The sequence below is a fragment of the Actinoallomurus purpureus genome, from assembly GCF_024055795.1.
GTDB classification, from domain to species: Bacteria; Actinomycetota; Actinomycetes; order Streptosporangiales; family Streptosporangiaceae; genus Actinoallomurus; species Actinoallomurus purpureus.
On sequence record NZ_JAMXMY010000018.1, the window covers coordinates 127,507 to 153,680 of the forward strand.

Sequence of the window (26,174 nt, forward strand, 5' to 3'; positions counted from 1 at the left end):
CGTCGCTGTGACCGGTTCCTTGGCAGGCTGCCCGGCATTCGTGTTTCCCACGAGGAAGGGTTCTTTTATGAGACGTGCGACAGCCGGTGGCGTGGGCGGCTTGGCCTGCGTAATGCTGACGCTGGGCAGTGCGGCACCGAGCATCGCCGTGCCGGCCGCCGCCGTGGCGAGTCGGTCGGCTTCGGCTGTCGACTGGAGGCCCTGCCCCGCCTATTCCGATGAGGTGATCCTGAGCCTGGGCGCCACCAGCGCGCAGATACCGCAGTTCCGCGCACAGATGAAGCGCCTGGAATGCGGGACGATCAGCGTCCCACTGGATTACCGCCACCCGGAGGGCCGGAAGATCAGCATCGCGGTCACCCGGCTGGGTGCCATGGACACCAAACACCGGCTCGGCGCGCTGGCGATGGCCCCGGGCGGGCCCGGCGGCAGCGGATATCTCGACCCCATCGCCATGACGCTCAGGAACAAGGAGATCGCCCGGCTCAACGACCGGTACGACCTCATCGGCTTCGATCCCCGCGGGGTCAACTACAGCACCAAGACCAACTGCGTGGGTACGCCTCCTCCCAATGCGGGACCCGGACCACTGACCAAGGCGTCGGCCAAGCGGATCTACGAGGCTCAAGCGGCGGACAACGCCGCCTGCGGGCGGTCCGATCCGGCCTTCCTCGGGCAGCTCACCACCGCGAACGTGGCCCGGGACCTGGATCGGGTGCGGGCCGCACTCGGCGAGCGCAGGCTCAACATCCTTGGCTTCTCCTGGGGCACCTGGCTCGGCGCGGTGTACCGCAGCCTATTCGCCGGCCGTACGGGGCGCGTCTTCCTGGACAGCCCGGCGCCGCCGTATACCAGCTTCGCCGAGCATGACAAGGGGGTCGCCGAGGCCACAGAGCGGAATTTCGGGCGTATGGCGGCGTGGCTCGCGCGTTACCACACGACGTACGGCCTGGGCGCCACCGCACAGCAGGTGCGGGCCGCGGTCTTGAAGCTGCGCCACGAGTATGACGCCAACCCCAAGACGTTCACCGACCTGAACAGAGCCATCGACGGCGCCTCGATCGCCCAACTGGCCGGCACGACCTCACCCCAATGGCCGCAGGCCGGTCGGGCGCTCGCCGAGCTGCGGGACGCGACCAGCCCCCAAGCACCGCCCACCGTCAAAAAGATCTTCGGCGCCGAACCGGCCAAGCCCGTCCCCGGCGCACCCGAGATGCAGAACATGACGATGAACCGGGCGACCATCTGCAACGAAGATCAGAGCCGGCGCGGCTTCTCCGCCGCCTGGACCGCCTACCAGCAGCGCCTCAAGCGCAACCCGGTGACGGCCTACTACTTCGGCGGCGGATGCGCCGGCTGGCCGCTGCCCGTACAACAGACCCGGGTACACCGCACCGCGGGGTCGCTGGTGTTGTCCGGGCACCGTTACGACACCATGTCCGCCTACAAGTGGACCCTGCAGATGCAGGTCGCCATCGGCGGCAAGGTCTACACCGTCGACGACGACGTCCACGTATCGGCCACACGCGTGCCCGAATGCGCCGCAGACGTGGCGGCCTACTTCACCACTGGCCGGATCGACCACGGCTGCGACGGAGAGAAAATGCCAACCCCATAGGACCACAACGAGCCGGATCCCGGACCTGACCACTCCACCGGAACCGGTCAGCGGACAGGACAGATCAGGATCCAGCCGGCAGCAAGTGGCCCAATGAGCCGGCCGGCAGCTCATTGGGCCGCCGGGCTTCGCACGACTTTCGCCGTCGCCCGGTGCAAGGGCGCTTGGGAAGCTGGGGGATGCCCTCGGCTGAGGCCGTTGCCATGACCGGGGGTGCGGGGGCGGAGCGCGAGTGACCGGGGGGCAGCAGCGCGTATCGCTCCCGAGTGCGCTGGGCCATCAGCATAAATCTGATTATCAGATATGCTGGCCTCATGAGGACCATGACCGCAACCGAAGCCTCCCGGAGGTTCTCTGACCTCCTCGACGCCATCGAGCGAGGCGAAACCATCACCATCACCCGGGGCAATCGCCCGGTCGCGGAGATCGGTCCCGCGCACCGCCGCACGGGCGCTGACCTGCGGGCGGCGCTGGACGGTATCGAACCGCCGGATGACCGGTTCGCTGAGGACATCAACAGCGCTCTGGATCTGCTCACGACGGAGGAGCGGGACCCGTGGGCCGACGCCTGATCCTCGACACCAACATCCTGATCGCGTACGAACGGGGTGCCATCGACCGGGCCGCCCTCGACGATGACGAACTGGCCGTCGCGGCGGTGACGATCGCCGAATACCGCGTGGGGATAGAGCTGGCCGACACCGTCGCGCGTGCCGCCGACCGTTCCCGTGCACTCGCCGCGATCACTTCGGTGGTCGAGGTGCTGGACTACACCGACACCACGGCCGCCCATCATGCCCGCCTGATAGCGCACGTCCGCCGCGCGGGCACCCCCCGGGGAGCACACGACTTGATCATCGCGGCACACGCGACAGAGACCGGCAGGACGATCCTGTCCCGCGATGCCAAGGTACGCTTCGCCGATCTCCCCTTGGTGATCGCAGCCACAGCCACAGGACCAGAGGGTCGGGGACCGGCGGTTAGGCCGGTCCCTAGGTTGCGTCCATGACGTGGCGCCATGGTCAGGGTCAGGACGACGTCGCGCTGCGCCGACGACTCCTGCTGTAGGCCTCGACGCTCTTGTAGACGGCGTTGCCTACGACGTTGACGACAGCACCGACGATGAAGGCGCCGAGGAAGTCGACGGCGGCCGCGCCGCCGATGAGTTCGCCGATGGTGGCGCCGCAGCTGCAGACGAGCATCGCCGGGAAGGACCCGTCGGTCCTGCGGCGGTAAGGCCTACCGCACCCGCCGCCATCTGTAGAACCGTGCACCCATCAGGCCAGTCTGATCCGACGTCCAGCCCCATCGTGAACACCAGCCGACGTTCGTCCGCCGAGAAGAAGAAACACGGTGATCTTCACGCATTCTGGGCTCGCTTACGCCCATCACGCGATAGAAGCGAGTGATGCGGGTGTTTGCCCGCTGACGTACACCATCACTCCAACATGTCCCGAGAGGACCTCAGTGGCTTCGATCGACTTGAACAACGTGCTCGACAAGGCGTGGGCGGACAAGAGCCTCCCGGAGATCATGGCCGCGCCGGTGGCGGCCCTGAGGGGGATCTCAGACCGTACCGGCGAGCTCCTGAACGAAGCACTCGGCATCAAGACGGTCGCCGACCTGGCCAATCTGCCGTACGCCCGCTGGGCCCAGGCCTTGGCCGAACTGGACGCGGCCGCCAAGTAACGAGCCCCCAGCACGTCGGTCGTGGCGTTGCCCCACTCACCTCGGGGTTACGACCCGGCGGAGTCGACACTCTGGCGGGTCGTAACCCTCGACGGCCGGCCTGAGGTCGCGCCAGATGGGTTCACCTAGTCCTCCGGAGGATGCCCCGGCCTTCAGGCCGGGGAGGAATCCGGGCTCCGTCAGGAGCTTAACGTCCAGGACGGTCCACAGCCGTTTGGTGACCTGCTGTCGAGCGGCTGTGCCGTCCAGGTCCGTTCTGCTGATGCTCGTCTTCCTGGGAGTCACCGGTGGCGGGGTGCACGTCGCACGTCGGATTCGCTAGGCAGGGCGACGACCCGGCCAGATGGACGTGGTCGGCTTGTGACGGCCTGCCTAGCGACAGCCTCCTTGCCGTCGGCGTTGACGGCGCAAAAGGTGAAATTAGGACGGCCTGTCGTCCATGGCGGCGTCAAGGTGTCCAAAGTGGCCGTCCCGGCGGCAAGGAGCCTCAGCGCGGGACTCGGAGACAGGTGTCAGCCAAGAGGGGCTGCGACCGGGGGTGCGGGGGCGGGGCCCCTGCATCGTGGGTTCCAGGGGGTCGTCCCGCTGGGAAAGCACAAAGCCCCCGGCGAAGTCGATCGAAGATCGACGAGCACCAGGGGGCGAGTGGGCAGGGGCGGGGTCGAACCGCCGACCTTCCGCTTTTCAGAAGTGACATCACCCCTGCTCACAAGCGCCCCACGGCAGACGGCGGCGCATAAGGCAACTGGCTAGGCCACCTTGGCAATCTTGCATTCAATGCCTGCCGGTCCAACGGGAACTTGCGCCGCAGTGTTTCCTCCGAAGGAGGTCGTGCCGCGAACCTCGAAGGTCTGAACGCCGATCCTCTGGTGAGAGGCTGCATCCAGCACCTCGACGGTAACTGAGTAGCTCGTCGCGTCGCCTGTAATCGTGCCGCTGATCGTTACCGTGCCCTGTGATCCGACGGTATTCACCTGGCAATCGACGTTGGTCCTGTAGCTCTTCGGGCCAAGGGACGGGGCACTCCCTCCTGGCACACCGATCAAGGAGAGCACAGCGAATAGTCCCAGGAACCCCAGCACACCCAAGGCGATAATCATGTAAGTCTTCCGCCTGGGATGCGGAGGCGAGCCGTATTCATCGTTGGCCATGGTCCACTCGTGAGTCGGCATCCCTGTCCCCGTAACCCTGATCGATCCTGCTAGGCGAAGTCAGCGCAGGTCAGTGTATATCTCAGTAGGTGCGGCTTGATCTTGTTCGCTGCGGCTAAACGATCTTCGGTTCCGGTTCGTGGAAGCTTGCGGCACCCGCTGCGGACAGCGCCGGCTCAAGCACGAGCCGAAAGCGAATGGCGTCATGTTCCGACAGCACCACCACTGACCAAGCTCTTGCGCTGGCATCTGACCGAGTTCGACGCCGGACCGGAACGGCCAGTCTTCGCCGGCGTACGCGGCCGCAGACTGGCGACGATCACCTACGGCGCGCGTGGGACAAGGCACGCACGGCCACTCTCAGCCCCGCTGAGTACGCTTCACCGCTCGCGCGACGCGTCTATGACCTCCACCACGCCTGCCTCTCCACGTGGCTCAACGGCGGCGTCCCCCCGCCCAAGTCGCCGAGTAGGCCGGCCACAGCGTCTCCGTCCTTCTGAAGGTCTACGCCAAGTGCATCCAGGGCCAAGACGAGACCGCCAAGCGCCGCATCGAGGCAGCTCTTCGGGGCTAAAACGTGGGCACGTATTGGGCACAGCCACCCGCCACCAGCCGGTGACGGCCGAACACAACCGGACACATAGCGAACAGCGCCCGACCTTGTTCATGCAGGTCGGGCGCTGTCTCGAGCAGAGTGAACAGCTCGGCGAGTGGGCGTAGGGCTTCCTGGGGGACGGCGTTGATCTGTTCCTCAGCAACCGGGTCCAGGCTGAGTCGATACACCTACCGGCCGCTCTCTCGCTCGGCGAGGATCTCGCGCCACGGTCTTGTCTGCGGCATCGGCTCCCCGGCAAGGATCTGGTCGGCTCTGGCGTGCATGCGCCGACGACCTTCGGGGTCTCGTGTCGAGTCGCAAGCTGAGATCCACCAGCGATGCACGAAGTCGCTCAGCACGCCGAGGTCGAGGTTGACCCGTACTTCATCGAGTACTGCTTTGAGTCCGGCGTCGAACGCCTCACGATCTTGGGGTACGACCAGGGCAGCCCGAATAGCGCGCAGGCTCTTGGCTGGATCGGGCACACCGGCAGGGACGAAGTCGTGTGGTTGCGCGGTCATCCTCGCCTCCTCTCCCTGCCGCAGAGCTTACAGAGTTAGCCTGAGACCGCGGCCGGACGTGGGAGATCGCCTGTGCCACGGGCTGGGACGAAGCCGGCACCGCGGCGGCCGTGGGCGGGGGTGCGGGGCGGAGCCCCCGCATCGGGGGTTCCAGGGGGTCGTCCCCCTGGGAAAGCACAAAGCCCCCGGCGAAGTCGATCGAAGATCGACGAGCACCAGGGGGCGAGTGGGCAGGGGCGGGGTCGAACCGCCGACCTTCCGCTTTTCAGGCGGACGCTCGTACCGACTGAGCTACCTGCCCGCGCGGCGCCGAACGGCGCCTCAGCGGTCCTGACGGGATTTGAACCCGCGGCCTCCACCTTGACAGGGTGGCGAGCACTCCTAGCTGCTCCACAGGACCTTGCTTTTTTAGTACCCCCGGAAGGATACCGTGCCCCCAACGGGATTCGAACCCGCGCTGCCGCCTTGAAAGGGCGGAGTCCTAGGCCGCTAGACGATGGGGACTCCGACGGTCTGGCCGCCGTTGCCCTTGCCGCCTTGCCGTCGGGGACTCCGTCAGCATAGGGGACAACCGCCCCAACCACCAAAGTGATTCGCTCCCTACCGTGGCCGGCCCGCCGCGGACGGGCGGGGCGCGGCGGTCGACGGGGTCGGGGTGAGCGGCGTCCCGGACGGTGTCTGCGCTGGTGGCGGGCTGATCGGGCGGTCCGGTTTGGACTCCAGGGTGCGCTCGATCTGGGCGGAGGTGAGACCTAGGCCACCCAGGCGGATGTCGTCCCAGCCCTGGAGCCGGTGGCTGGCCCGGTTGAAGTACAGCACCGACATCTCGATCGGAGTGGGCTGCTCGTGTTCGAGGCCGCGCAGGCCGGCTCCGCCGGTCGATCCCTGGATGAACAGCCGGGTGCCGGTCTGCAGGAGCCGTGTGGACCGCTGGTGGGTGTGACCGGCCAGGATGAGGGGGGCGGTGCCGTCGAACGCCTGGCCTTCGTTCGGGTCGTGGGTGAGGACGATGTCGGGGTTCTTGCCGAGGGTGCGGAGCCTCTGCACGGCGGTCCGCCCGTACGCGAGCATCTCCTGGGCGCCGACCTGGTCGCCGCGCGTGGTCTTGTCGGGGGTGAACCGCGGGTCGGGGGTGCCGAAGATGCGCAGGCCTCCCACGTCGGCGACCTGGTCGTCGAGGACGACGGCGTTCTTCTGGCGGCGTACGGCCTTCTCGATGGAGGTCGAGTCGTGGTTGCCGCGGATGAAGACGTAGGGGACCTTGAACTTGCTGATGCTGTTCGCGAACTTGTCCTCGGCCTTGGTGCCGTGGTCGGTGAGGTCGCCGGTGTCGATCACGACCTGGATGTGGAACTGGTTGACGACCTGGCGGATGACGTTCCAGGCGACCGGGTTCAGGTGGATGTCGGAGACGTGGAGGACGCGGATGGTGGTGGGGTCGGGCTCGTACGTCGGCAGGGTGGAGGTCACGTCGTAGAGGCGGGACATGTTGCCGACGAGCCGGGCCAGTTGCTCCCGGTACGCCCCGATGCGCGACACGAGGGTCTTCGCGTCGCCGACGACCTGTGGGGCGCTGGCGAGGATGCCGGTGAAGCGCGGCTCGGCGATCGATTCGGGGTTGAACGTCAGGCTGCCGAGCAGGCCGACGATGATCAGGCCGTTCAGCGCGCTCACCGTCGTCCACAGGGTGCGCCGCCAGTTGCGGAAGACGAGCGCGCCGGCGAGGGCGGCGCAGGCGAGGGCGGCCGCGGCCCCCTTGGCCGCCATCTCGATGAACGCGTGCCGGACGTCGCCGCCGATCGTGTCGGAGAGGCGGTCGAAGGCGGAGGGGTTCTCGATGAGTTCGCGGGCGCGGTCGGGGCGGAGGCGGATCACCTGGGCGTCGATCCGTACGGGGCCGACGTGGCTGTCCAGACGGAGCGTGCCCAGCGGAGGGATGTCGATCACCGTGCCGCCGGTCGCCGACGGGTGCAGCGTGAAGTGGACGTCGGCGGGGCCGACGTCGGTCTGGGCGTGGCCGCCGGCCAGGAGGCCGATCCAGCCGCCGACGAGGCCGACGGCGATGACCGCCGTGACGCGCCCGGCGAGGCGTACCCGCCGCCGCTCGGTGAACCGCCGCAGTTGGTTCCATGCTCGGGTCAACACGTGGGTACCTATGCTCATCCGGACCAGGATCCACGCACAATGGCGGCGTGATGGAGGTAACGCGTGAAGAGTTCGAGGATCTGGTCGCCGAGGCGCTCGACACGGTCCCGGCCGGTCTGACCGCTCTGATGAACAACGTAGTGGTGCTGGTCGAGGACGATGCGCCCGACCCAGGCCTCCTCGGCCTGTACGAGGGCGTGCCGCTGACCGAACGCGGTGACACGTACGCGGGCTATCTCCCCGACCGCATCACCATCTACCGCCGGCCGCTGCAGGCGATCTCCCGCACCCGCGACGACCTGGTCAAAGAGGTACGGACGACGGTGGTGCACGAGATCGCGCACCACTTCGGCATCGACGATGAACGATTGCACGAACTCGGCTGGTGATCCCGATTGCGCACGTTGGGTCACCTTCTCTGAACGCAGCGTGAGATAATCCCCGGCAGACCGACCGCACGTGGATGGCGGCCGGACGACGTTCACCGGCAGGAGAGCGCGCGTGGGAAGACATCGGCGGCCCTTTGATCGCCAGGTCACCTATCACGAAGTTTTCGGAGTCGGTGAGTTCCGCTCGATCTGGACCGCTCAGACGCTGTCGTACATCGGCGATCAGCTCGCCCAGATCGCTCTCGCGGTGCTCGTCTACAACAACACCCATTCGGCGCTGCGCACATCCGTCGCGTACGCCCTGACCTACCTTCCATCGATCATGGGCGGCCCGGTCCTCTCGGTCCTGGCCGACCTGATCCCGCGCCGCCGCGTCATGATCGTGTGTGACGTCGCCCGGATGGGCATCGTGGCGCTGATGACGCTCCACCACATGCCCTTCGCGGTGCTGTGCTTCCTGATCTTCTGGACCGTGCTCCTGGGCGCCCCGTTCACCGCCGCGCGCGCCGCGCTGCTGTCAGAGGTGCTGCCGGGCGACATGTACGTCGTCGGCTCCGCGATCAACAACATCACCCACCAGCTCACCCAGATGCTGGGCTTCCTGGTGGGCGGCGCGGTCATCTACGCCGTCGGCACGCACCAGGCGCTCGCGGTGGACGCGGCGACGTTCGCCATCTCGGCGGTCATCCTGGTGGCCGGCGTACGGCCTCGGCCCGCGCCGCGCCGGGAGGGCCGGACGCGCCCGTCGCTGTGGACGATCACGAGGCAGGGTGCGCGGCTGGTGTTCCGCGACCGTACTCTGCGGCCGTTGGTGTGCTTCGCGTGGCTGTGCGGGTTCTACGTGCTTCCAGAGGGCCTGGCCGCGCCGTACGCCCGGACGTTCGGCGCGGGGCCCGTGATCGTCGGTCTGCTGATGTCGGCGATGCCGTGCGGCATGGTGCTGGGGGCGTTCGCGTACAGCCGGTTCGTCCACCCCGACGACCGCCTGCGGTTCATGGGCTGGATGGCGATGCTGTCCTGCGCGCCGCTGCTGGGCGCGGGGCTGCGGCCGCCGCTGTGGGCCGTGATCGTGCTGTTGGCGCTCTCCGGCGTGGGCAGCGCCTACCAGCTGGCGGCCAACGCCGCGTACGTCGCCGCGGTGCCTCCCGCCGGGCGCGGCCAGGCGTTCGGGCTGGCACAGTCGGGCATCCTGGCCAGCCAGGGCATCGGCATCCTGATCGGCGGCGCGCTGACCCAGGTGCTGGGTCCCGAGCCCGTCGTCGCCCTCGCGGGGATCGCCGGCCTGTCGGCCGCCACGATGCTCGCGATGTCGTGGACGCGGATCAGGGGAGAGGTGATCGCGTCGAGCCAGGAGCGCGCGATGAGCGCGGCCGCCTGACCGTACGCGCGGGCTATCCGACGCCCTTGGTCTGCTTGTTGATCAGGTCCTGGGCGATCGAGGTCTCCTTGCCCTCCTCCGGGATGATCAGCGTGGCGGCGACGTACAGCAGGATGCCCGCGCCACTGGTCAGTACGGTCACGACGGCCAGCACGATCCGTACGATCGTCGGGTCGACGCCGAAGTACGCACCGGCGCCGGCGCACACTCCCGTGATCATGCGGCCCTCGCGTGCGCGGGTGAGACGGCGCGGTCCGCTGCCGTCGGTGTGGAAGGTGTTCTCGCTCATGGTTCGATCGTGCCCGCGAACGGCCCCGATCGCCATGGGGGCTTGCCCTGAGGCGCCCCTGAGAGTCCCCTGATCACCGGATCGCCACATCGACGTACGCTGTGCTGCGAGGCATGGGAGGACCGATGGATCTGCTGCGCGTCGACGACCGGCTCACCGATGAGGAGCGCCTGGTCCGCGACACCGCCCGGCGGTACACCGCCGACCGGATCGAGCCGCACGTCGCCGACTGGTTCGAGGAGGGCGTCTTCCCCGCGGCGGAGCTCGCGCCCGAGCTGGGTGAGCTGGGCTTCCTGGGCATGCACCTGTCGGGGTACGGCTGCCCGGGGGCCGGCGCGGTCGCGTACGGGGTCGCCTGCCGGGAGCTGGAGGCCGCCGACTCCGGGCTGCGCAGCTTCGTGTCCGTGCAGGGATCGCTCGCGATGACGGCGATCCACAAGTACGGCTCGGAGGAGCAGAAGCAGGAGTGGCTGCCCCGCATGGCCGCGGGCCGGGCCATCGGCTGCTTCGGGCTGACCGAGCCCGACCACGGCTCCGACCCGGCGAACATGCGCACTCACGCCAAGCGCGAGGGCTCCGACTGGATCCTGAACGGATCCAAGATGTGGATCACGAACGGCTCGATCGCCGACGTCGCGGTCGTCTGGGCGCGTACGGACGACGGCGTCCGCGGGTTCCTCGTCCCGCGCGGCACTCCGGGGTTCACGACGCGGGACGTCCACAAGAAGCTGTCGCTGCGCGCCTCCGTGACCTCCGAGCTGACCCTCGACGACGTACGCCTGCCCGGCGACGCGCTGCTGCCCGGCGTGAAGGGCCTCAGGGGGCCGCTGGGCTGCCTGTCGGAGGCGCGGTACGGCATCATCTGGGGCGCGGTCGGGGCGGGCCGCTCCTGCTACGAGACGGCCGTCGCGTACGCCCGTACCCGCGAGCAGTTCGGCCGGCCGATCGGGGCCTTCCAGCTCACCCAGGAGAAGCTCGCCTGGATGGAGGTGGCGCTGGGCCAGGCGGGGCTGGTCGCCCTGCACATCGGGCGGCTGAAGGAGGCCGGCGAGGTCACGCCGCAGCAGGTGTCGTTCGGCAAGCTCGCCAACGTACGGGCCGCGATCGACGTCGCCCGCCAGGCGCGCTCGGTCCTCGGCGCGAACGGCGTCACCCTGGAGTACCCGGTGATCCGGCACATGAACAACCTCGAGTCCGTGCTGACGTACGAGGGCACCCAGGAGATCCACACACTCGTGCTCGGCGAGGCGATCACCGGCCTGCCCGCCTACCGCTGACCGTCCCGCCAAAGGCCCGGCAAATTGTCGCATATGACCTGATCACGGGGGCGTCGCGCCGGGTTTGACCCGCGCCCGCCTACGGGAATGTCTGCTCTCGGCGACAGGCCGAGTCGGATCCGATCGACTGGGAACCGCCGCTCCAAGGGGGAGGTGGGACCATGACGACGCCACGCTTGACGATCACTTCGGGCTGGCTGTCATTCGCCGGGATCCTGGCGATCGTCGTGGGATTGTTCAACGTGATCGACGGACTGGTCGCGCTGCTGCGGGCGGACTACTACCTGGTGACCGACCGCGACATCCTCATCCTCGGCTTCACCGCCTGGGGGTGGATCTGGCTTATCCTCGGGGCCGTCCAGATCGTCGTCGGCGCGGGCATCATGGCCGGCCGCATGTGGGCGCGTACGGCGGGTGTCGCCCTGGCCGTCCTGGCGGCGCTCGGCCATCTGGTGTTCCTTCGGGCCTTCCCGGTGTGGTCGGTGATGGTCATCGCCCTCTGCGTCATCGTCGTCTACGCGCTGACCACCCCACCCCGAGGCTCCCGGGCCGCCTGACCGCGTCCCCCGCGGGCCTGGCGCCTCCAGTGCCGGCTCCGCAGGCAGGTGACGCGGCGGGCTTCGGTGGCCGGCCTACGGGCCGCCCGCCGAGGAGTGGCGTGCGCACGGCTTCGCGGCCGAGCCGTCGCACGCGCTTCGGGTCGCTACCGGCGTGGGAAACGCCGGTCTTACCGTGCTCACGGCCGGTCGATCGGCACGGTGGCGGCCTCGCGTCGGCACAGACAGAACAGGTGCCCCGCCGGATCGGCGAACACCCGGAACCGATCCCCTCCCGGCTGGTGGTCCAGGACGACCGCGCCCCCGCCGACGAACCGCCGGTAGAAGGCGGCGAGTTCTCGCGGCTCCCCACAGTCGAGCGTGACGGGCAGCAGGCCGGCGATCGCGGTCATGAGAGCTCCTTGCCGGGGCATCGGATCGTCACGGCCACCGTGCCATGGCACGAGGCCCTCCGCCCACGGGTATTCCGCGCGCGCGGTGTACGGTGCCTCCGGTACGCTCATGGTCAGCGGGGCGTTAGCTCAATTGGCAGAGCTGTGGACTTTTAATCCATAGGTTCCGGGTTCGAGCCCCGGGCGCCCTACCACTTACCTTGCCGCTGACCTGCGGTTTCTTCGGTTCGCCGGATCTTGCAGTGATCGTTTCGGGGCGGTGGGTGCTCCGTGGGTGCTCTTTTGTTGCGCTGCCCGAGGCGCCGGATGGCCACCGGGCGGGTGAACGACAAGCCCGGCCCTGCACGGTCGCCGAAGGCGTGAGCGGCACCGCGCGTGACCTCATCAACGGCCCTGCTTCATACCGGCGACTCGTCGCCCGGCCTGACCGACCCCGAGCGTCTGGAACGGATACTCACCGGCCTCCTGGCCCGATATCGCGCTGCCGGACTTCTGGCGATCCCCGACCCGGCCGTGGCCGCCGGCCACTTCGTCGCGCTCCGCCATCGGATCTGATTGGATCGGCGCCGTCCCGGTGTCCCGGAATGTTCGGGTTCATTGGATGCGCGCGGCACCTGTCGTTAAACGATTGTTTGACGACAGCATTGGCGCCGGCCGCTGACACCGCGTCCGACGGCAGTCCGGCCGTGAGGGGTCACCAGCGGGCAGCGGGCACCGTCGCCGCCATCTGCTCCAGCCGCTCGAAGACGAGCTTGGCGTCGGCGACGGCGACGGCGACGGCGTCGTGCGAGCCGCCGAGCGGCTGGTCGCGACTCAGCCTCTCAGCGTCGCGCGCGAGCGCTGGATGGCTCGACGAGGCGATCGTCGGAGACCCGAGTGCCGGCCTGCTTGACGTGCCTCAGCACGGGTGAGACCTCCATGCTCTGCAGCCCGGTCAGGGACCCGATGCGATCCGAAGTGAACTCGAACAGTTCGTCGAGGTCCCGGCAGTGTGCGACGGCGTGGATGTTCCAGGGCCCGGAGATGGCTGAGACGAAGGCGATCTCGGGTTCCTGCGCGAGTGTGCGGCCCGCGCTCTTCACCGCCGACGGGTGCATGCGAAGCCAGAGGTTCGCGCGAGCGTGATACCCCAAGGCTGCTGCGGCGGTCTCGACGTCGATGTGGACGACGCGGTGCTGGAGCAGAGCATCAAGGCGTCGCGAGACGCGTCCCGGAGTGAGGTCGGCGGCTGTGGCGAGATCGACGAGACTGGCGCGGCCGTCTGCAGCGAGCGCATCGAGCATCTTCTCGTCCTCGGGGGTGAGGCGCAGGGGCTCGCGAGTGACGACCGGAGACTCGGTGAAGGGGGGCCCGCCGCTCCCCAGCGCTGCTTCCTCCTTCGGGGACAGTGTGCCCTGCAGGGCGGACCAGTAGTGGCCGCGGCCTCCGAGGAATTGGCGGAGCATGGCGAAGGCGTTGATGTCGATCACCGCTGCAGTGCGGGGAAGCCGCTGCCCCAGGAGGTCCTCGCGTTGTTCCCGCGTCCGGGATTGCGTCGCGCAGGTGATCTCGCAGCCCGCCGCGCTCAGGGCTACCCAATTGACGTCGTCACGATTGGCGAGCGCGTCGGCGATCGCCGCGACACCGCCGGGGCGGCAGCGCAGTCGCACCAGCCACCTGCTCTGCCCCAGGGCGCCCGGGTTGACCACGCCGGCCACGCGGATGACGCCGTCGGCGCGCAGGCGGCGATACCGACGGTTGACGGCGCCCTCGGTCAGGCCGAGGGCGGTCGCGATCGCGGCGAACGAAGCCCGCGGAGCGATCTGCAGCGCCCGAATGATTCGTACATCGTCAGGCTGTATCGAAGCGGATTCCGTCATAAGCGCCCTTGCCATGTCGGCAATCGTACAAACGAGCGCTCGTGGCTCGCCTGCGATGCAGTGCGGACGAAACACTTGAAGCGCACGGGTTGAGGGGCCACAGCAGCGGGAACCGCCCTGTGCCGATCCCGGGGCCTCGACGATGCCCGAACGGAGTACAACGCTCGAAGAACGGAGATGACGCTGAATGTCATCGACTGGCACCGAACAACACCCACCGACCGCTCTCATCATCGGGGCCTCGCGCGGCCTCGGCCACGCGATGGCGGCGGAGTTCCTCGACAGGGGCTGGAACGTCGTCGGCACCGTTCGCGACACCACTGCCCGAACGCCGCTGCACGATCTCGCGGACCACGCCGACGGGCGGGTGACCATCGAGCATCTCGACATCAACGACCCCGGCCAACTGCCCCCGCTGCACGAACGTCTGGCGCACCGCCGACTCGACGTGCTCTTCGTCAATGCGGGCACCACCAACAATGAGCAGATGCCCATCGGCGCGGTTGCGACAGCCGACTTCATCGACGTGATGGTCACCAACGCGCTCAGCCCCATGCGCGTCATCGAAGCTCTCGAAGACCTGGTGTCACCGGCGGGGCTCATCGGGGCGATGTCCTCCGGACAGGGCAGCATCACGAACAACACGACCGGAGGCCGCGAGGTCTACCGAGGGAGCAAAGCAGCCCTGAACATGTTCCTGCGGAGCTTCGCGGCCCGGCAAGGTGAGACGCAGCGCGCCTTCGTACTCATGGCGCCGGGCTGGATACGTACCGCCCTGGGTGGTCCGGATGCGCCGTTCACCATCGAGGAGACCGTCCCCTTGCTGGTGGACGTCCTGCTCTCCCAACTGGGCACGCCCGGCCTGGCGTACCTGGACCGCTTCGGCCAGACCGTCCCTTGGTAAACCCTGCGGCCCACCCCAGCACTCATCAAAAGGTGTCGTCGTCCTCGTCCAGCTCGGGCGTGTCCGGGTCGCGCAGCGGGCGCAGGCCGCCGCCGGCCGGGGTGGAGGCGGTGAAGCTGTAGCGACCGAGCACGTTGAGGTTGCGGTGATTGAGCGGGGCAAGCCGGGCGGTGTCCTCGTCGCGGATCTCGTTGCCTTCGTCGGGGAGCCGGTCGACGGCGGCGTCAATGTACCGCGTCGTCCAGAGCACGACGGCGCCCCGGACCAGGCCGAGCGCGCCGAGCTGGTCCTCCATCCCGTCCCGGTACGCCTGGTGGATGGTGCCGCGCTTGCCGTGGCACACGTCCCGGGCCAGCTTGTGGCGCGACTCCTGCACGGTGAGCTGCCGGTTCATCTTGGCCAGGTTCACGCGGTTACGGGCCAGGTCCTCCAGCACCCGTACGAGCCGGTCTCCACCCCGGGCAGGGTCGCGCGCCAGAACCGCTGGTCGTCCAGGTCGCGGAACCGCGGGCTGAAGTTGTAGCCAAGGATCTTGAACAGGCCGAACACCATGTCGGAGTAGGAGGCGTTGTCGGTGGCCACCATCTCCGGCTTCACCCCGCCGTCCAGGTTCAGCAGCGCGTCCAGGATGTGCAGGGAGTCGCGCGGGGTGCCCGGGACGACCATCTTGCCCGATGCCCGCGACCTGGTCGTTGACGGCGTTGAGTCAGGTGATGCCGCGCTTGAAGCCGAAGTACTTCGGCGACGGCGCCGCGCTGATTGGTGCGCGCGGGATCGATAAACCGCAGCCCGTCCACGGAGGCGAGCAGGCCCTCGCCCCAGAACCGGACGATGGGCACCTCGGCCTGGGCGGCGATCAGCTTCGCGCACGAGCCGGGACCGGCTCAGCGCCTCGTAATTCGGGTTCACCACCCCTCATATGCCGGTATCGCCGGAGTCGTTTGCCTGCTCGGCGGGGGTGCCGCAGGCGCATCCGGCGGTGGTGGCGGTGGCGCTCTTGCCGAGGGTGTCGGCGCCGGCCGGTGGAGGGCGAACTACGCGTAATCGGAAACTTTTTGGTCTGACGGCGTATCTACACCACCAGTAAGGCCATGCCCCGAGGAGAGGAGCTGTACCGGATGGTGCGCCGCGTTCGTGTGCTGTTGGTGTCTGCGTTGTTGCTGGTGACGGGCTCGGTGATGGTGTCCGGGCCGGCCTCGGCTGTCATCGGCGGGTCAAAGAGCACTTACGGCCCATGGGCGGTGCGCATGCTTGTCGACGGCAAACCGGTGTGCACCGGGACGGCGGTCACGAAGCAGTGGGTCATCAGCGCCTCGCACTGCTTCTTCGAGCAGGGGCAGTCGGTCGCCGACAAGCGGATCTCGTTCCGGGTCGGCAACCTCGACATGCGTAAGGGCACCACTGTCCGCCCGGTGGGCAAGCGGGCGGGGAACTCGCGCGCTGACATGATGCTCATCAAGGTCTCGCCGATGAAGATCCGCCCGGTGCGCTTGGCCAAGGCCCATGTCCACCCCGGTGAGATCGTGCGGCAGTACGGGTGGGGCGCCACCTGCACCAAGGATGAGAACACCTGCCAGTCGCCCGTGCTCAAGCAGTCGAAGCTGCGGGTCGTACGGTCGGACGCCCGCCGCTGCGAGGGCTACGCCGAACCGGGCGGCACGGACTTCTGCATGGAGAAGGTGTCCGGGATTCCCGCCGGCGGCGACTCTGGAGCCCCGGTGATGAGCATCGGCGCACACGGCAAGGAGACCCTGCTCGGCGTCTTCTACGGCTCCGACCGAGAGAAGATCGCCGGGGCCGGGGAGATCGCCCAGCAACTCGCCTGGATCCACAAAGTCACGAAGCGATAGGGCAGAGCGCAACCCCCGAGGCCGGTCCCCGCGCGGGGACCGGCCTCAGCGCATGGTCGATCCGCCGTCGACGCTGAGCACCTGGCCGGTGACCCATTCGGCGTCCACTGGTCCATCGGCACGTCGTTGACCGGTGCGGGAGCGCCCCGGTAGTGCTTGAGCAGCAGGTATTGGCCATCATGTTCTCCTCAGTATGGTCGGGACCGTGTTCAGGCGCGCTCACGCTCGGCCCGCTGCCGGACCAGCTCCTCGACCGCGCTCGGCAGGGTCGTCTCGAAGTCGATCAGCTTCGCCCACGTCGGGGTCACCACGATCCGGACCATGCCGTCGTAGAGCGAGCGGACCTCGGCCTCCCACTCGACCCGCTGCTCGGGCGACATCTCGTACGAGCCGTTGATCTGGAGGTACTCGTCCGGGATGCCGTCGACGACGTCCAGCTCGGCCCGACCGCGGATCAACAGGATCTTGGGCGGGTGCACCTCGGTGTCGATCGTCAGGGCGACCATCGGGTTCTCACGCAGAGTCGGGAGCTTCGGGGCATTCTTCGTGGTGCACATGACGATCTCCGAACCGTTCCAGGTGAACGCGATCGGGACGTTCCGGGGCGTGCCGTCCTTGGCCACGTACGCCAGCCGGGTCACGTCGCGTGCCAACAGCTCTCGGCTGATCGGCCGGTCCAGAATCTCGGTGATCTCGTTCGCTCGCATAGCCGTCCCTCCAGGGTCGTTGTCGTGATCCACCCCAGGGACGGAGCCGTCGGAGCATTCTCGACATCCGCCGGCCCCCGAGTTCCCAAATTTTCTGGCTGCACCGCACGGCACCAGGTCGAGATCTTCACGGAAAGGCCGCTTCCTGAAAGGATCCGGTTACGCGTACACGAATGTTCTTCTGGCAGAAGGGGTGCGGACGGTGGATGCTGGTTATCTTCTGGGCGACCGGTACCGGCTGGTCCGGGAGATAGGCGCTGGGGGGTTCGGCCGGGTGTGGCAGGCGCGCGACGAGGAACTACGCGTCGATGTCGCCGTCAAGGAGGTGTGGCTGCCGCCGGCCACGTCGGCCGCCGAGCACGGCGAGCGGCTGGCCCGCGCCAAACGTGAGGCCCGCAACGCCGCGAAGCTGCGCGGCCACCCCAACATCGTCGCCGTGCACGACGTCATTACCGTCGACGACGCCCCCTGGATCGTCATGGACCTGGTGCGCGGCCACTCACTGGAACAGCGCATCGCCAAGCGGGGACGGCTGCCCGCCGACGACATCGCGGGGATCGCCGCCGCGTTGCTGGACGCCTTGGCCGCCGCCCACGACGCCGGGATCACCCACCGCGACGTCAAGCCCGCCAACGTCCTGCTCGCCGACGACGGCCGTGTGCTGCTCACCGACTTCGGCATCGCCGAGCATCACGCCGACACCGGCCTGACCGCCTCCGGCACCATCGTGGGCTCCGTGGAGTACATCGCGCCCGAACGCCTCGACGGCAAGGCCGCCGGCCCCGCCAGCGACCTGTTCTCCCTCGGCGCCACGCTCTACCACGCCGTGGAGGGTGCCTCCGCGTTCCGTCGCGACACCCCCACCGCCACCATCACCGCCGTCCTCCTGCGCGACCCCCCGCCCCCCGCCCACGCCGGGCCGCTCACCACACTCATCACACGACTGCTGGACAAGGATCCCCACGCGCGCCCCGACATCGCCGAGGCCCGCCGCCTCCTCGACACCCCCCATGCCGGCGAGTCCACCACCAAGCCCGCGACGAAGCGACTCACCACACCCACCGCGACGAAGGCGCCGCCCACCGCCTTCGGGACCAACCCCGACGACAGCAAATCCCCAGCCCGGCCGAGCCCGGCGCCGAAAAAGGCGTCCCCGAGGAAAAATCCCGATCCTCTCCGCGGTGGCGCCCTGGGTGTCATCGCGCTCATTATTCTCGGGATCATCTTCGTGCCTAAATTCATCCACCACATCGATACGTCGGGGATGCCCGCCGGATGCGCAGAAGTCAGGACCGCCTGGGGCCGGAACAACCAGACGGTCAGAACCAGGACTGATCTTAATGTCGCTCCGGGCTACCGGCAGTTGGGCGATGACATGGATGCGGCGGCGCAGAAGGCTACCGACCCTAACGTCAGATCGGTGATCCAGGATCTCGCTGACGCCAGTCACGCAGTAGCCGATGACGTGGACCGACAACATGCTAGCAGCAACCCGGATGCCGGTGATTACAATCGCGACATGACGAAATGGGCCACTGCCAATAACAAACTCATAGGAATCTGTCAATGACGGCCGTATTCCGGCCCGCCACTCCTGCGCTGCGAGTTCGAGGGTGCTAAATTCGATGCAAGCGAGTTCGGGATCGAACGCGGGCGAAAAGCCCTGAACGTCTTCAACTGATCGATCCGTAGCTCCTCAGGATCTCGGGACGGTTGAGTTCCACACAGGGCGACCTGGGTAGGAGTAGGTGCGGTGCATATTACACGAATACACCCAGGTCGCATGAGGTGACACATTATTCGGCACCCACACTCTTCAGGAAATTGCCATTTCCTGAAAGGATCTGGCCCAGGCAAACGCTGGTGTTCTTCTGGGCTGAGGATAGGTGCTGATGGAGGCGTTGCATGCGGGCGATCCGCGCCAGGTGGGGCCGTATCGTCTGCTGGGGCGGCTGGGCGGCGGCGGGATGGGCCAGGTGTTCCTGGGCCGGTCCCCGGGTGGGCGGCCGGTCGCGGTGAAGCTGGTCCGCCCCGAGCTTGCGGGTGATGGGGGGTTCATCCGCCGGTTCGCCCTGGAGGTAGCGGCCGCCCGCCGGGTGGGCGGCTTCTACACCGCCCAGGTCGTGGATGCCGACCCTGATGCTGAGCCGCCGTGGCTGGTCACCGCCTACGTCCCTGGCCCGTCCCTGCACGAGGCGATCCAGGCGCATGGGCCGCTGCCTGCGGCGGCGATCGGCGTGCTGGGGGCGGGGTTGGCCGAAGGTTTGGCCGCGCCCGCGACCGGTCGTTCTCCGGTCCATCGCCAGTGTCGGATCTGATCGTCGGTCCACACCGCGCGGTGCGAGTGGGAGATCGACGTAGCGGGCTTGCCTTGTACGCATGCGCACTCGCCCGAGCGCCCGCTCGATGAGCCGTACGTATGGCGGTGATCAGACCGGCGTCAGGCCGGCGTCGTGCTCGCCAAGGTCGACGACATCGGCGACGATGCAGGTGATGTTGTCCGGGCCGCCGCCGGCGTTGGCCGCTTCAACGAGGTCGCCGACCACCTGGTCAGGATTGGTGATGCCGGCGAGGGCCTTGTGGATCGCCTCCGGGGTGACCACGTCCCACAGGCCGTCGGAGCACAGCAGATATCGGTCGCCGACCAGCGCGCTGCGCAACTGCAGATCGGGGGCGATGTCGGAGCGGCCGTCCAGCGCCTGCAGCAGCATCGAACGGAAGGGATGTGTGGCGGCCTCCTCCTCGTTGATCTTCCCGTCGTCCAGCAGCGTCTGCACGAGCGTCTGATCATGGGTGATCTGATAGAGGTCGCCGTCGCGCAGCAGATAGGCCCGCGAGTCCCCGATCTGCACGAGTGCCAGCCGCGACCCCGACCACAGCATCGCCGTCAGGGTCGTCCCCATCCCCTGCAGTGACGGATCGGCCTCGACCAGGCCATGAACCTTCTGGTTGGCCCGGCGGACCGCCTCCTCCAACGTGGCGACAAGTTCGTCCTCGGGCACGTCGACGTCCACCGCGCGCAATTCCTCGATCACGGCGGCGCTGGCGATCTCACCTGCCGCGTGGCCTCCCATGCCGTCGGCGACGGCCAGGACACGCCTGCCCGCGTATGCCGAATCCTCGTTCTCCTCACGCAGCATCCCGACATCTGACCGCGTGGCGTAACGGATCCCGATCGTCATGCGCGCAACCCTACAGATCACGCCCGGTGGCGCGTTCGGCCTTGGCCGACGACTGAGGGGGGACAGCCGTCCCCGGGCGTTGGGCGTTCCTCGGATGTTCCACGCCTACGGCTGTTGAACGGACCGACCGTGACGCGAAGACGCCGACCACGTCGCTCCCGTGCGCGGGGATGTCGTCCCACGGCGTCGTCAACTGCGCGCCTTTCGTTGTGCTGCTGTGGGTCGAGGGCTGACTTTCTTCAGCGGGCCTCGAGGTTCGCGTGGCCTTTTAGGGTTGGCGCGCGGGCACGTCTGGCGTTCCGGTGTTGTCGCTGGCCGAATGGCTGGTGTTGTGCCTGGTCACCGAGGGGCCGACGCACGGGTTCGCGATCGCGTCGCCGGCCGGGCCAGACGGGGCGCTGTGGGACGAGGAGTTCCCAGAAGCGATCGTTTCGAGGAGCCGGGGGACGAGTGCGGCGGCCTGGGCGCGGATCTCGGGAATCGCCGTCGTCTCATACCGTACGCCGCGCAGCGTCGGCCCAAGTGCGAAGATGCGGTCATGCGGTCGTCCTGTGGCGTCCAGGACCGCCCCGGCCTCCTCGGCGTCCAGACCGAGCCGTAGCGGGTCCGGCCGGGCCAGACCCGAGTCGATGAGGCTGTTCAAAAAGGGATCCCCGGTGACTTCGGCAGCCGGACCGGTGCCGTTGACCAGCCAGCCGACACGGAGTTCGCGGCTGACGCCGTCGCTGTTGAAGCGAACCCTCATCTCATCACGGCCCGCCGTCGCGGTGACGAGACGACCGCGCAGCACCTTGAGACGACCGGTGGCCTGAAGGCTTGCGATCTGGGCGGCTGTGGCCGGAGGAATCCGATGCCGGTGAACCTCCCAGTACCTGGCCACCGAGGTCAGAAAACGTCGCCGGTCATCGATGCTGAGCCGCGCCCACAGGTCAGGGACGTGGGGACGTAGACCGTCGATGACCCCTTGCCAGTCACCACCATTGCTCTTGATCGCGGCGCGAACCATCCCCAACAGCTCGGCGAGGCGGACCTCACCGCCGGGCAGGGACATCTCGGCCGCAGGCGAGGGAGGACATCGGTGCCGGCGCGGTAGCAGGCCGTGCCGGGAGATCGCGTACACGACCGTGTCCTTGTTCGCCCGGGTCGCCGTGGTCGCCAGATCCACCATCGTCAAACCGGTGCCGACCACCAGGACGGGGCTGCTGCCGTCACAGATCTCGGTCAGCGCACCAGGACCCCATGGATCCGCGACATACCGAGGACCGGCCTCGATCTGAGACCACGGCGCAGGCGGACGATTGCCGGTGGCCAGCACCACGGCGTCCGCGTCGATCCTGTCCCCGTTCAACAGCTGGAGTCGCAGTGGCCGTCCCGGCGCCGCCGTGGTGAGCGAGGTGACGGTCCCCGTGAGCTGCGTAATACGCCCGCCATACGGCATCTGGCGTGCGCAGCCATCGAGGAGCTCACGCAGATAACGCCCGTACGTGCGCCGCGGAAGAAAGGCAGAACCGGCGAAATTCAGGCCCTCTCCGTGCGCCCAGCGCAGCAGGTGGTCCGGATCATCGGCCAGGGCGCTCATCTTCGCGGCACAGGCATTGAGAAGGTGATGAGGATCGGTCGTCGCGTACGCCTGCCCCAACCCGTGACGCCCATCCCGATCGACCAGCAGGACCTGCAGCGATCTCCCACGCGCCTGCGCGCCGCGAAGCAGATGCACCGCGGTCAAGGTGCCGCTCGCACCGCCCCCGACGATCACGACCACCGGTGCATCGTCACGGCGAGCCGAAGAGTCACTCACCCTTGCGAGGGTAGCCGGTAATCCCGGTTGATTTAATTGACTACCCGCAAGCGCAGATCAGGCTCGTGCCGGATCCGGGTCCGTTCAAGCGCGGAGGTCCCAGGTCGCCGCGACTCACTCGCCGGCGGTCTTCGGCTCGCTCATCCGGCGGGCGGCCTCGACGACTGCCGAGCGGTGCAGGGCTAGCCGCTGCGGCGACCAGGACTGGCCGCCCTCCTGCACCTCGACGCCTTCGGCGGCCCAGAACCATGCTTGTGCCACGGCGAGAACCATGGTCAGGAGATCGGCGGGCTCCATCTCCTGGGCGACGTCGCCACGCTGCTGCGCGTCGGCCACTTCGGCGGTTTTGCGGCGGAAGGCGGCTGGCTCGAGTCCGGTGGCGGAGGGGCGCTCCAGTAGTTTCCACAGTCGTAGGCGCATCAGGTCCGGCCGGGCGACAAGGTGGTCGAAGATCGCGCCCGCGTATCCGGGCAGGTCCTCGACGTCGAACGGCACGGACTCGGCACCCGCCGTCAGTGCCCGTTGCAACACCTCGTCGAACAACTGCTCCTTGTTGCCGAAGTAGACGTAGATCAGCCGCTTGTTCACCCCTGCGGTCTCGGCGATCCGGTCCACTCGGGCACCGGCGATGCCGTAGGCGGCGAATTCGGTGAAGGCGGCGTCGAGCAGCCGGGCCTTGGTGGCGCTGGAGTCCCGTGGCATGGCTACGTACCCTAGCAAGTAACTATCTAGATATTGACATCGATGGCTCGCAGGCTTATGGTCATGTATCTATCCAGTTAGTTACAGGATCGGGGGATCCTCATGGAACACCGCGCACTGGGCGGCCAAAGCCTGACCGTCGGCGCCCAAGGCCTCGGCTGCATGGGTATGAGCGCCTTCTACGGCGCCGCCGACGAGGCCGAGTCGCTGGCCACCATCGACCGCGCGCTGGAACTCGGCGTCACCCTGCTGGACACCGCCGAGAGCTACGGCCCCTTCATCAACGAACAGCTTCTCGGCAAGGCGCTGGCAGGGCGCCGGGAGGCCGCCGTGGTCGCCACCAAGACCGGCATCGAGATCACCGACGGCGGCCAGATGCTCGATCTCAACGGCCGGCCCGAGTACGTCCGCCGGGCCCTCGAACGCTCGCTACGACACCTGGGCACCGACCACGTCGACCTGTACTACCTGCACCGCATCGACCCCAAGGTGCCCATCGAGGAAACCGTCGGCGCCCTGGCCGAGCTGGTCGCCGAAGGCAAGATCCGCCACATCGGCCTGTGCGAGGCCTCCGCGCAGACCATCCGGCGGGCCCACGCCGTCCACCCGCTCACCGCCGTCCAGACCGAGTACTCGCTCTTCGAGCGCGGCATCGAACTGGACGGGGTGCGCGACACGCTGCAGGAGCTGGGGATCGGCCTGGTCGCCTACTCCCCGCTGGGACGCGGCTTCCTGTCCGGCGCGATCACCAGCCCCGACGACTTCGCCGAGGACGACTGGCGCCGGACCGACCCCCGGTTCCAGGGCGAGAACTTCGACCGCAACCTGGACGTCGTTCGCGAGGTCCGCCGCATCGCGTCCGACAAGAACGTCACGCCGTCCCAGCTGGCCCTCGCCTGGGTCCTGCACCAAGGCGCCGTCGCCATCCCCGGCACCAAGCGCCGCCGCTACCTCGAGGAGAACGTCGCCGCGACCGAGGTGACCCTGACCACCGACGACATCGCCGCGATCGAGGCGGTCGCCCCACACGGCGTGGTCACCGGCGACCGCTACGCACCCGAGCTGATGGGGACGCTCAACGGCTGAGAGCCGACCGGCGCCTCACAAGATCCCATCGCGGGGCCGGAACACCCCCGCCCCGCCACACGCAGTCCAAGCCCTCGCGTCTCGAAAGACATCCCAAATGCCCCAGCCAGCCATACGGTCCCGGATCACCATCGGCGGAACGACGATCACCTATCTCCCCGACGGTTTCGGCGCGCACAACCCAGACGTCCTGTTTCCCGGCGTGGACTGGACGACGCGCCCCGGCTACCTCGAAAACGGGCAGCTCATCCTCTCGTTCGGATCCTTCCTGATACGCGCCGGGGACCAGAGGATTCTCGTGGATCTGGCCGTAGGGAAGATCGACGTGGACGTGCCCGGCGTCGCTCAACTCAAGGGCGGTTCGCTTCTGCGGAACCTCGCCGCGGAAGGACTGTCCACCGACGACATCGACACGGTGGTGTACACCCATCTGCACCTCGATCACGTCGGCTGGACCAGCGATGTCACGCCGCTCCCGAACACGCCCGCGACGGACTCGCCCACGGGCCTCACCTTCGCCCGGGCACGCCATCTCATGTCGGAAGACGAGTGGCGGTACTGGACGACGAAGACGGCGACCATGGGCGGACCGGACGCCGAGGCAGTGCTCAAGCCGCTCGACGGCGTCGTCGAGTTCGTCGGGAGCGGCGACAGCATCGCGCCCGGGGTGACCGTCGAGGCCACACCCGGGCATACCCCCGGACACCTGGCGATCGTCGTGCGGGACCCGTCGGGCGGCAGCACCGAATCGGCCTACATCGTGGGAGACATCCTTCACTCCCCGGCTCAGGTCGGCGACCCCGCCTTGGTGTTCTCCTCCGACGTCGCCCCGGACCAGGCCCGAGCGGTGCGCGACCACGTGCTCCAGCGGCCGGACACCGTGATCGCTGCCGGGCACTTCACGGACGACGTGTTCGGCCGTGTCACGTCGGTGGGCGACGCTCGCGCCTGGGCTCCCGTCGGCGGCTCGCCGTCTTCCTGGTAACCCGGCCGGACCTGCGTCCCGGGTGCGGCCCGGCCGCGCCCTGCGACCAACCCCCATCGCCGAGCGCCGAGCGCGATCGGTGAGTGAGCCGCCCACGTTGCGGCCCTCGGATTTCTCAAGTCAGGAGACTCACCTCATGTCCGTACCTCAGACGCCCCACATGTTCGGGGCAGGCACAACCGCCGCCGAGGTGATCGACGGCGTCGACCTGCACGGCCGCCGAGCCGTGGTGACCGGAGCCAGTTCCGGAATCGGGGTGGAGACGGCCCGGGCGCTCGCCGCGGCGGGCGCCGACGTCACCCTGGCCGTACGGGACACCGACGCGGGTGCCCGCGTGGCGGCACGCCTGGAGGCAGAACTGCAGCCCGAATCAGGACAGTTGACAGTGGGGCGGCTCGACCTGGCCGACCGGTCGACGGTCGCGGCGTTCGTGGCGGCCTGGCACGGTCCGCTGCACATCCTGGTCGGCAATGCCGGAGTGATGGCCCTGCCGGAACTCACCCGCACACCCGACGGCCGGGAAACGCAGTTCGCCGTCAACCACCTGGGCCACTTCGCCCTCGCCGTCGGCCTCCACCCGGCACTCGCGGCGGCGGACGGCGCACGGATCGTCTCGGTGAGTTCCATCGGCCACCTCTTCTCACCGGTCGTCTTCGACGACCTGGACTACCGCTTCCGCCCTTACGACCCGTGGACCTCCTACGGGCAGTCGAAGACCGCCAACGTCCTGTTCGCCGTCGGCGCCGCCGAGCGATGGGCCGACGACGGCATCACCGCCAACGCTCTGATGCCGGGCAACGTCGGCGACACGTCCCTGGCCCGGCACATGGACATGCAGCAGGTGGCCGACTTCATCGCCTCGGGCGAGCTCGCACTGCCACCGCAGAAGACTGTGGAACAGGGCGCCGCGACCTCGGTGCTGTTGGCCGCCTCACCGACGGTGGAGGGCATCACCGGCCGCTATTTCGAGGACTGTGCGCAGCCCGAGCCGGTCGCCGAGCGAGCCGGTGCGGTCGCCGGCGTCGCGCCGTACGCCCTGGATCGGGAGAACGCGGCCCGGCTGTGGGCCGTGTCCGAGACTCTCGTCCGTTAGCGCTGCG

27 protein-coding genes, 4 tRNA genes and 2 pseudogenes are annotated in these 26,174 nt (G+C 68.3%); 17 read left to right on the forward strand and 16 right to left on the reverse strand.

What is annotated here, in order from left to right; genetic code table 11:
* Nucleotides 1-67: 67 nt before the first annotated feature.
* From NE236_RS29480 to NE236_RS29490, 3 genes are all read left to right on the forward strand, one after another.
* Nucleotides 68-1,618: an alpha/beta fold hydrolase gene (locus NE236_RS29480; protein ID WP_252845448.1), complete on the forward strand. Its 1,551-nt coding sequence runs from the start codon at nt 68-70 to the stop codon at nt 1,616-1,618.
* 266 nt (nt 1,619-1,884) lie between these two features.
* A complete protein-coding gene (locus NE236_RS29485; protein WP_252845449.1) occupies nt 1,885-2,190 on the forward strand; it encodes a type II toxin-antitoxin system Phd/YefM family antitoxin in 306 nt (101 codons plus the stop codon).
* Nucleotides 2,175-2,627 carry a PIN domain-containing protein gene (locus NE236_RS29490; protein ID WP_252845450.1) on the forward strand — a complete coding sequence of 151 codons (453 nt, stop codon included), beginning with the start codon at nt 2,175-2,177 and terminating at the stop codon, nt 2,625-2,627. The genes NE236_RS29485 and NE236_RS29490 overlap by 16 nt, the downstream gene beginning before the upstream one ends.
* A gap of 19 nt (nt 2,628-2,646) precedes the next feature.
* Here the strand turns inward: NE236_RS29490 and NE236_RS29495 are convergent, their stop codons facing one another.
* The gene (locus tag NE236_RS29495; RefSeq protein ID WP_252845451.1) at nt 2,647-2,820 is read right to left on the reverse strand and encodes a hypothetical protein; all 174 of its coding nucleotides are present in this window, start codon (nt 2,818-2,820) and stop codon (nt 2,647-2,649) included.
* Between the two features lie 265 nt (nt 2,821-3,085).
* Here NE236_RS29495 and NE236_RS29500 point away from each other — a divergent pair, with 265 nt between their 5' ends.
* Nucleotides 3,086-3,307 (forward strand): hypothetical protein, encoded by a 222-nt coding sequence (locus tag NE236_RS29500; protein WP_252845452.1) that lies wholly within the window; start codon nt 3,086-3,088, stop codon nt 3,305-3,307.
* 749 nt (nt 3,308-4,056) lie between these two features.
* Here NE236_RS29500 and NE236_RS29505 read toward each other — a convergent pair.
* The 6 genes from NE236_RS29505 to NE236_RS29530 all read right to left on the reverse strand — a co-directional run bounded on the left by NE236_RS29505 (nt 4,057) and on the right by NE236_RS29530 (nt 7,737).
* Nucleotides 4,057-4,458, reverse strand: coding sequence for a hypothetical protein (locus NE236_RS29505; RefSeq protein WP_252845453.1), 402 nt, complete (start codon nt 4,456-4,458; stop codon nt 4,057-4,059).
* Between the two features lie 783 nt (nt 4,459-5,241).
* On the reverse strand, nt 5,242-5,574 hold the full coding sequence (locus NE236_RS29510; RefSeq protein WP_252845454.1) for a DUF6247 family protein: 333 nt from the start codon (nt 5,572-5,574) through the stop codon (nt 5,242-5,244).
* Between the two features lie 227 nt (nt 5,575-5,801).
* A tRNA-Phe gene (locus tag NE236_RS29515) sits at nt 5,802-5,875 on the reverse strand.
* 24 nt (nt 5,876-5,899) lie between these two features.
* Nucleotides 5,900-5,974: transfer RNA gene (locus tag NE236_RS29520), tRNA-Asp, on the reverse strand.
* A gap of 31 nt (nt 5,975-6,005) precedes the next feature.
* Nucleotides 6,006-6,078: transfer RNA gene (locus NE236_RS29525), tRNA-Glu, on the reverse strand.
* A 96-nt stretch (nt 6,079-6,174) separates the two neighbouring features.
* Nucleotides 6,175-7,737 (reverse strand): metallophosphoesterase family protein, encoded by a 1,563-nt coding sequence (locus NE236_RS29530; protein ID WP_252845455.1) that lies wholly within the window; start codon nt 7,735-7,737, stop codon nt 6,175-6,177.
* A 32-nt stretch (nt 7,738-7,769) separates the two neighbouring features.
* Here NE236_RS29530 and NE236_RS29535 point away from each other — a divergent pair, with 32 nt between their 5' ends.
* Together NE236_RS29535 and NE236_RS29540 are read left to right on the forward strand one after the other, a co-directional pair.
* The gene (locus tag NE236_RS29535) at nt 7,770-8,108 is read left to right on the forward strand and encodes a metallopeptidase family protein (RefSeq protein ID WP_289851050.1); all 339 of its coding nucleotides are present in this window, start codon (nt 7,770-7,772) and stop codon (nt 8,106-8,108) included.
* Between the two features lie 112 nt (nt 8,109-8,220).
* Entirely contained in the window at nt 8,221-9,486 is a 1,266-nt protein-coding gene (locus tag NE236_RS29540; RefSeq protein WP_252845457.1) for an MFS transporter, read from the forward strand.
* A 13-nt stretch (nt 9,487-9,499) separates the two neighbouring features.
* Here NE236_RS29540 and NE236_RS29545 read toward each other — a convergent pair whose 3' ends face one another.
* Entirely contained in the window at nt 9,500-9,775 is a 276-nt protein-coding gene (locus NE236_RS29545; protein WP_252845458.1) for a PspC domain-containing protein, read from the reverse strand.
* 125 nt (nt 9,776-9,900) lie between these two features.
* Between NE236_RS29545 and NE236_RS29550 the strand changes: the two genes are divergently transcribed.
* Both NE236_RS29550 and NE236_RS29555 read left to right on the forward strand, forming a co-directional pair.
* A complete protein-coding gene (locus NE236_RS29550; protein ID WP_252845459.1) occupies nt 9,901-11,052 on the forward strand; it encodes an acyl-CoA dehydrogenase family protein in 1,152 nt (383 codons plus the stop codon).
* A 161-nt stretch (nt 11,053-11,213) separates the two neighbouring features.
* Nucleotides 11,214-11,609 carry a DUF7144 family membrane protein gene (locus NE236_RS29555; RefSeq protein ID WP_252845460.1) on the forward strand — a complete coding sequence of 132 codons (396 nt, stop codon included), beginning with the start codon at nt 11,214-11,216 and terminating at the stop codon, nt 11,607-11,609.
* 179 nt (nt 11,610-11,788) lie between these two features.
* Here the strand turns inward: NE236_RS29555 and NE236_RS29560 are convergent, their stop codons facing one another.
* The gene (locus tag NE236_RS29560; RefSeq protein ID WP_252845461.1) at nt 11,789-12,001 is read right to left on the reverse strand and encodes a VOC family protein; all 213 of its coding nucleotides are present in this window, start codon (nt 11,999-12,001) and stop codon (nt 11,789-11,791) included.
* Between the two features lie 118 nt (nt 12,002-12,119).
* Here NE236_RS29560 and NE236_RS29565 point away from each other — a divergent pair.
* Both NE236_RS29565 and NE236_RS45265 read left to right on the forward strand, forming a co-directional pair.
* Nucleotides 12,120-12,195 (forward strand) — tRNA-Lys (locus tag NE236_RS29565).
* Between the two features lie 181 nt (nt 12,196-12,376).
* Nucleotides 12,377-12,556, forward strand: a complete 180-nt coding sequence (locus NE236_RS45265) for a TetR/AcrR family transcriptional regulator C-terminal domain-containing protein (protein WP_372494457.1) — start codon at nt 12,377-12,379, stop codon at nt 12,554-12,556.
* A gap of 266 nt (nt 12,557-12,822) precedes the next feature.
* Here NE236_RS45265 and NE236_RS29575 read toward each other — a convergent pair whose 3' ends face one another.
* Nucleotides 12,823-13,875: an Lrp/AsnC family transcriptional regulator gene (locus NE236_RS29575; RefSeq protein WP_252845463.1), complete on the reverse strand. Its 1,053-nt coding sequence runs from the start codon at nt 13,873-13,875 to the stop codon at nt 12,823-12,825.
* Between the two features lie 172 nt (nt 13,876-14,047).
* Here NE236_RS29575 and NE236_RS29580 point away from each other — a divergent pair, with 172 nt between their 5' ends.
* Entirely contained in the window at nt 14,048-14,764 is a 717-nt protein-coding gene (locus tag NE236_RS29580) for an SDR family NAD(P)-dependent oxidoreductase (protein WP_289851022.1), read from the forward strand.
* A 25-nt stretch (nt 14,765-14,789) separates the two neighbouring features.
* On the opposite strand, the pseudogene NE236_RS29585 reads toward NE236_RS29580, so the two are convergent.
* Nucleotides 14,790-15,630: pseudogene (locus NE236_RS29585) on the reverse strand (Tn3 family transposase); the annotation flags it as partial.
* 225 nt (nt 15,631-15,855) lie between these two features.
* On the opposite strand from NE236_RS29585, the gene NE236_RS29590 reads away from it, so the two are divergent.
* Entirely contained in the window at nt 15,856-16,614 is a 759-nt protein-coding gene (locus NE236_RS29590) for a S1 family peptidase (protein WP_252845465.1), read from the forward strand.
* 98 nt (nt 16,615-16,712) lie between these two features.
* On the opposite strand, the pseudogene NE236_RS45505 reads toward NE236_RS29590, so the two are convergent.
* Nucleotides 16,713-16,781, reverse strand: a pseudogene (locus NE236_RS45505) (YciI family protein); the annotation flags it as partial.
* Nucleotides 16,782-16,823: 42 nt separating this feature from the next.
* Nucleotides 16,824-17,321, reverse strand: a complete 498-nt coding sequence (locus tag NE236_RS29595; RefSeq protein WP_252845466.1) for a pyridoxamine 5'-phosphate oxidase family protein — start codon at nt 17,319-17,321, stop codon at nt 16,824-16,826.
* Between the two features lie 193 nt (nt 17,322-17,514).
* Between NE236_RS29595 and NE236_RS29600 the strand changes: the two genes are divergently transcribed.
* Nucleotides 17,515-18,891, forward strand: a complete 1,377-nt coding sequence (locus tag NE236_RS29600; protein WP_252845467.1) for a serine/threonine-protein kinase — start codon at nt 17,515-17,517, stop codon at nt 18,889-18,891.
* Nucleotides 18,892-19,213: 322 nt separating this feature from the next.
* Entirely contained in the window at nt 19,214-19,639 is a 426-nt protein-coding gene (locus NE236_RS29605; RefSeq protein ID WP_308209171.1) for a protein kinase family protein, read from the forward strand.
* A 111-nt stretch (nt 19,640-19,750) separates the two neighbouring features.
* Here the strand turns inward: NE236_RS29605 and NE236_RS29610 are convergent, their stop codons facing one another.
* The 3 genes from NE236_RS29610 to NE236_RS29620 all read right to left on the reverse strand — a co-directional run bounded on the left by NE236_RS29610 (nt 19,751) and on the right by NE236_RS29620 (nt 23,003).
* Complete coding sequence (locus NE236_RS29610; RefSeq protein ID WP_252845468.1) at nt 19,751-20,503, reverse strand: PP2C family protein-serine/threonine phosphatase; 753 nt, start codon at nt 20,501-20,503, stop codon at nt 19,751-19,753.
* A gap of 268 nt (nt 20,504-20,771) precedes the next feature.
* Complete coding sequence (locus NE236_RS29615; RefSeq protein ID WP_252845469.1) at nt 20,772-22,301, reverse strand: FAD/NAD(P)-binding protein; 1,530 nt, start codon at nt 22,299-22,301, stop codon at nt 20,772-20,774.
* A gap of 114 nt (nt 22,302-22,415) precedes the next feature.
* Nucleotides 22,416-23,003 (reverse strand): TetR/AcrR family transcriptional regulator, encoded by a 588-nt coding sequence (locus NE236_RS29620; RefSeq protein ID WP_252845470.1) that lies wholly within the window; start codon nt 23,001-23,003, stop codon nt 22,416-22,418.
* A 102-nt stretch (nt 23,004-23,105) separates the two neighbouring features.
* Here NE236_RS29620 and NE236_RS29625 point away from each other — a divergent pair, with 102 nt between their 5' ends.
* The 3 genes from NE236_RS29625 (at nt 23,106) to NE236_RS29635 (ending at nt 26,167) form a co-directional block, all read left to right on the forward strand.
* On the forward strand, nt 23,106-24,089 hold the full coding sequence (locus tag NE236_RS29625; protein ID WP_252845471.1) for an aldo/keto reductase: 984 nt from the start codon (nt 23,106-23,108) through the stop codon (nt 24,087-24,089).
* Between the two features lie 97 nt (nt 24,090-24,186).
* Nucleotides 24,187-25,074 carry an MBL fold metallo-hydrolase gene (locus tag NE236_RS29630; RefSeq protein WP_252845472.1) on the forward strand — a complete coding sequence of 296 codons (888 nt, stop codon included), beginning with the start codon at nt 24,187-24,189 and terminating at the stop codon, nt 25,072-25,074.
* A gap of 136 nt (nt 25,075-25,210) precedes the next feature.
* Nucleotides 25,211-26,167: an SDR family NAD(P)-dependent oxidoreductase gene (locus tag NE236_RS29635; RefSeq protein WP_252845473.1), complete on the forward strand. Its 957-nt coding sequence runs from the start codon at nt 25,211-25,213 to the stop codon at nt 26,165-26,167.
* Nucleotides 26,168-26,174 lie beyond the last annotated feature (7 nt).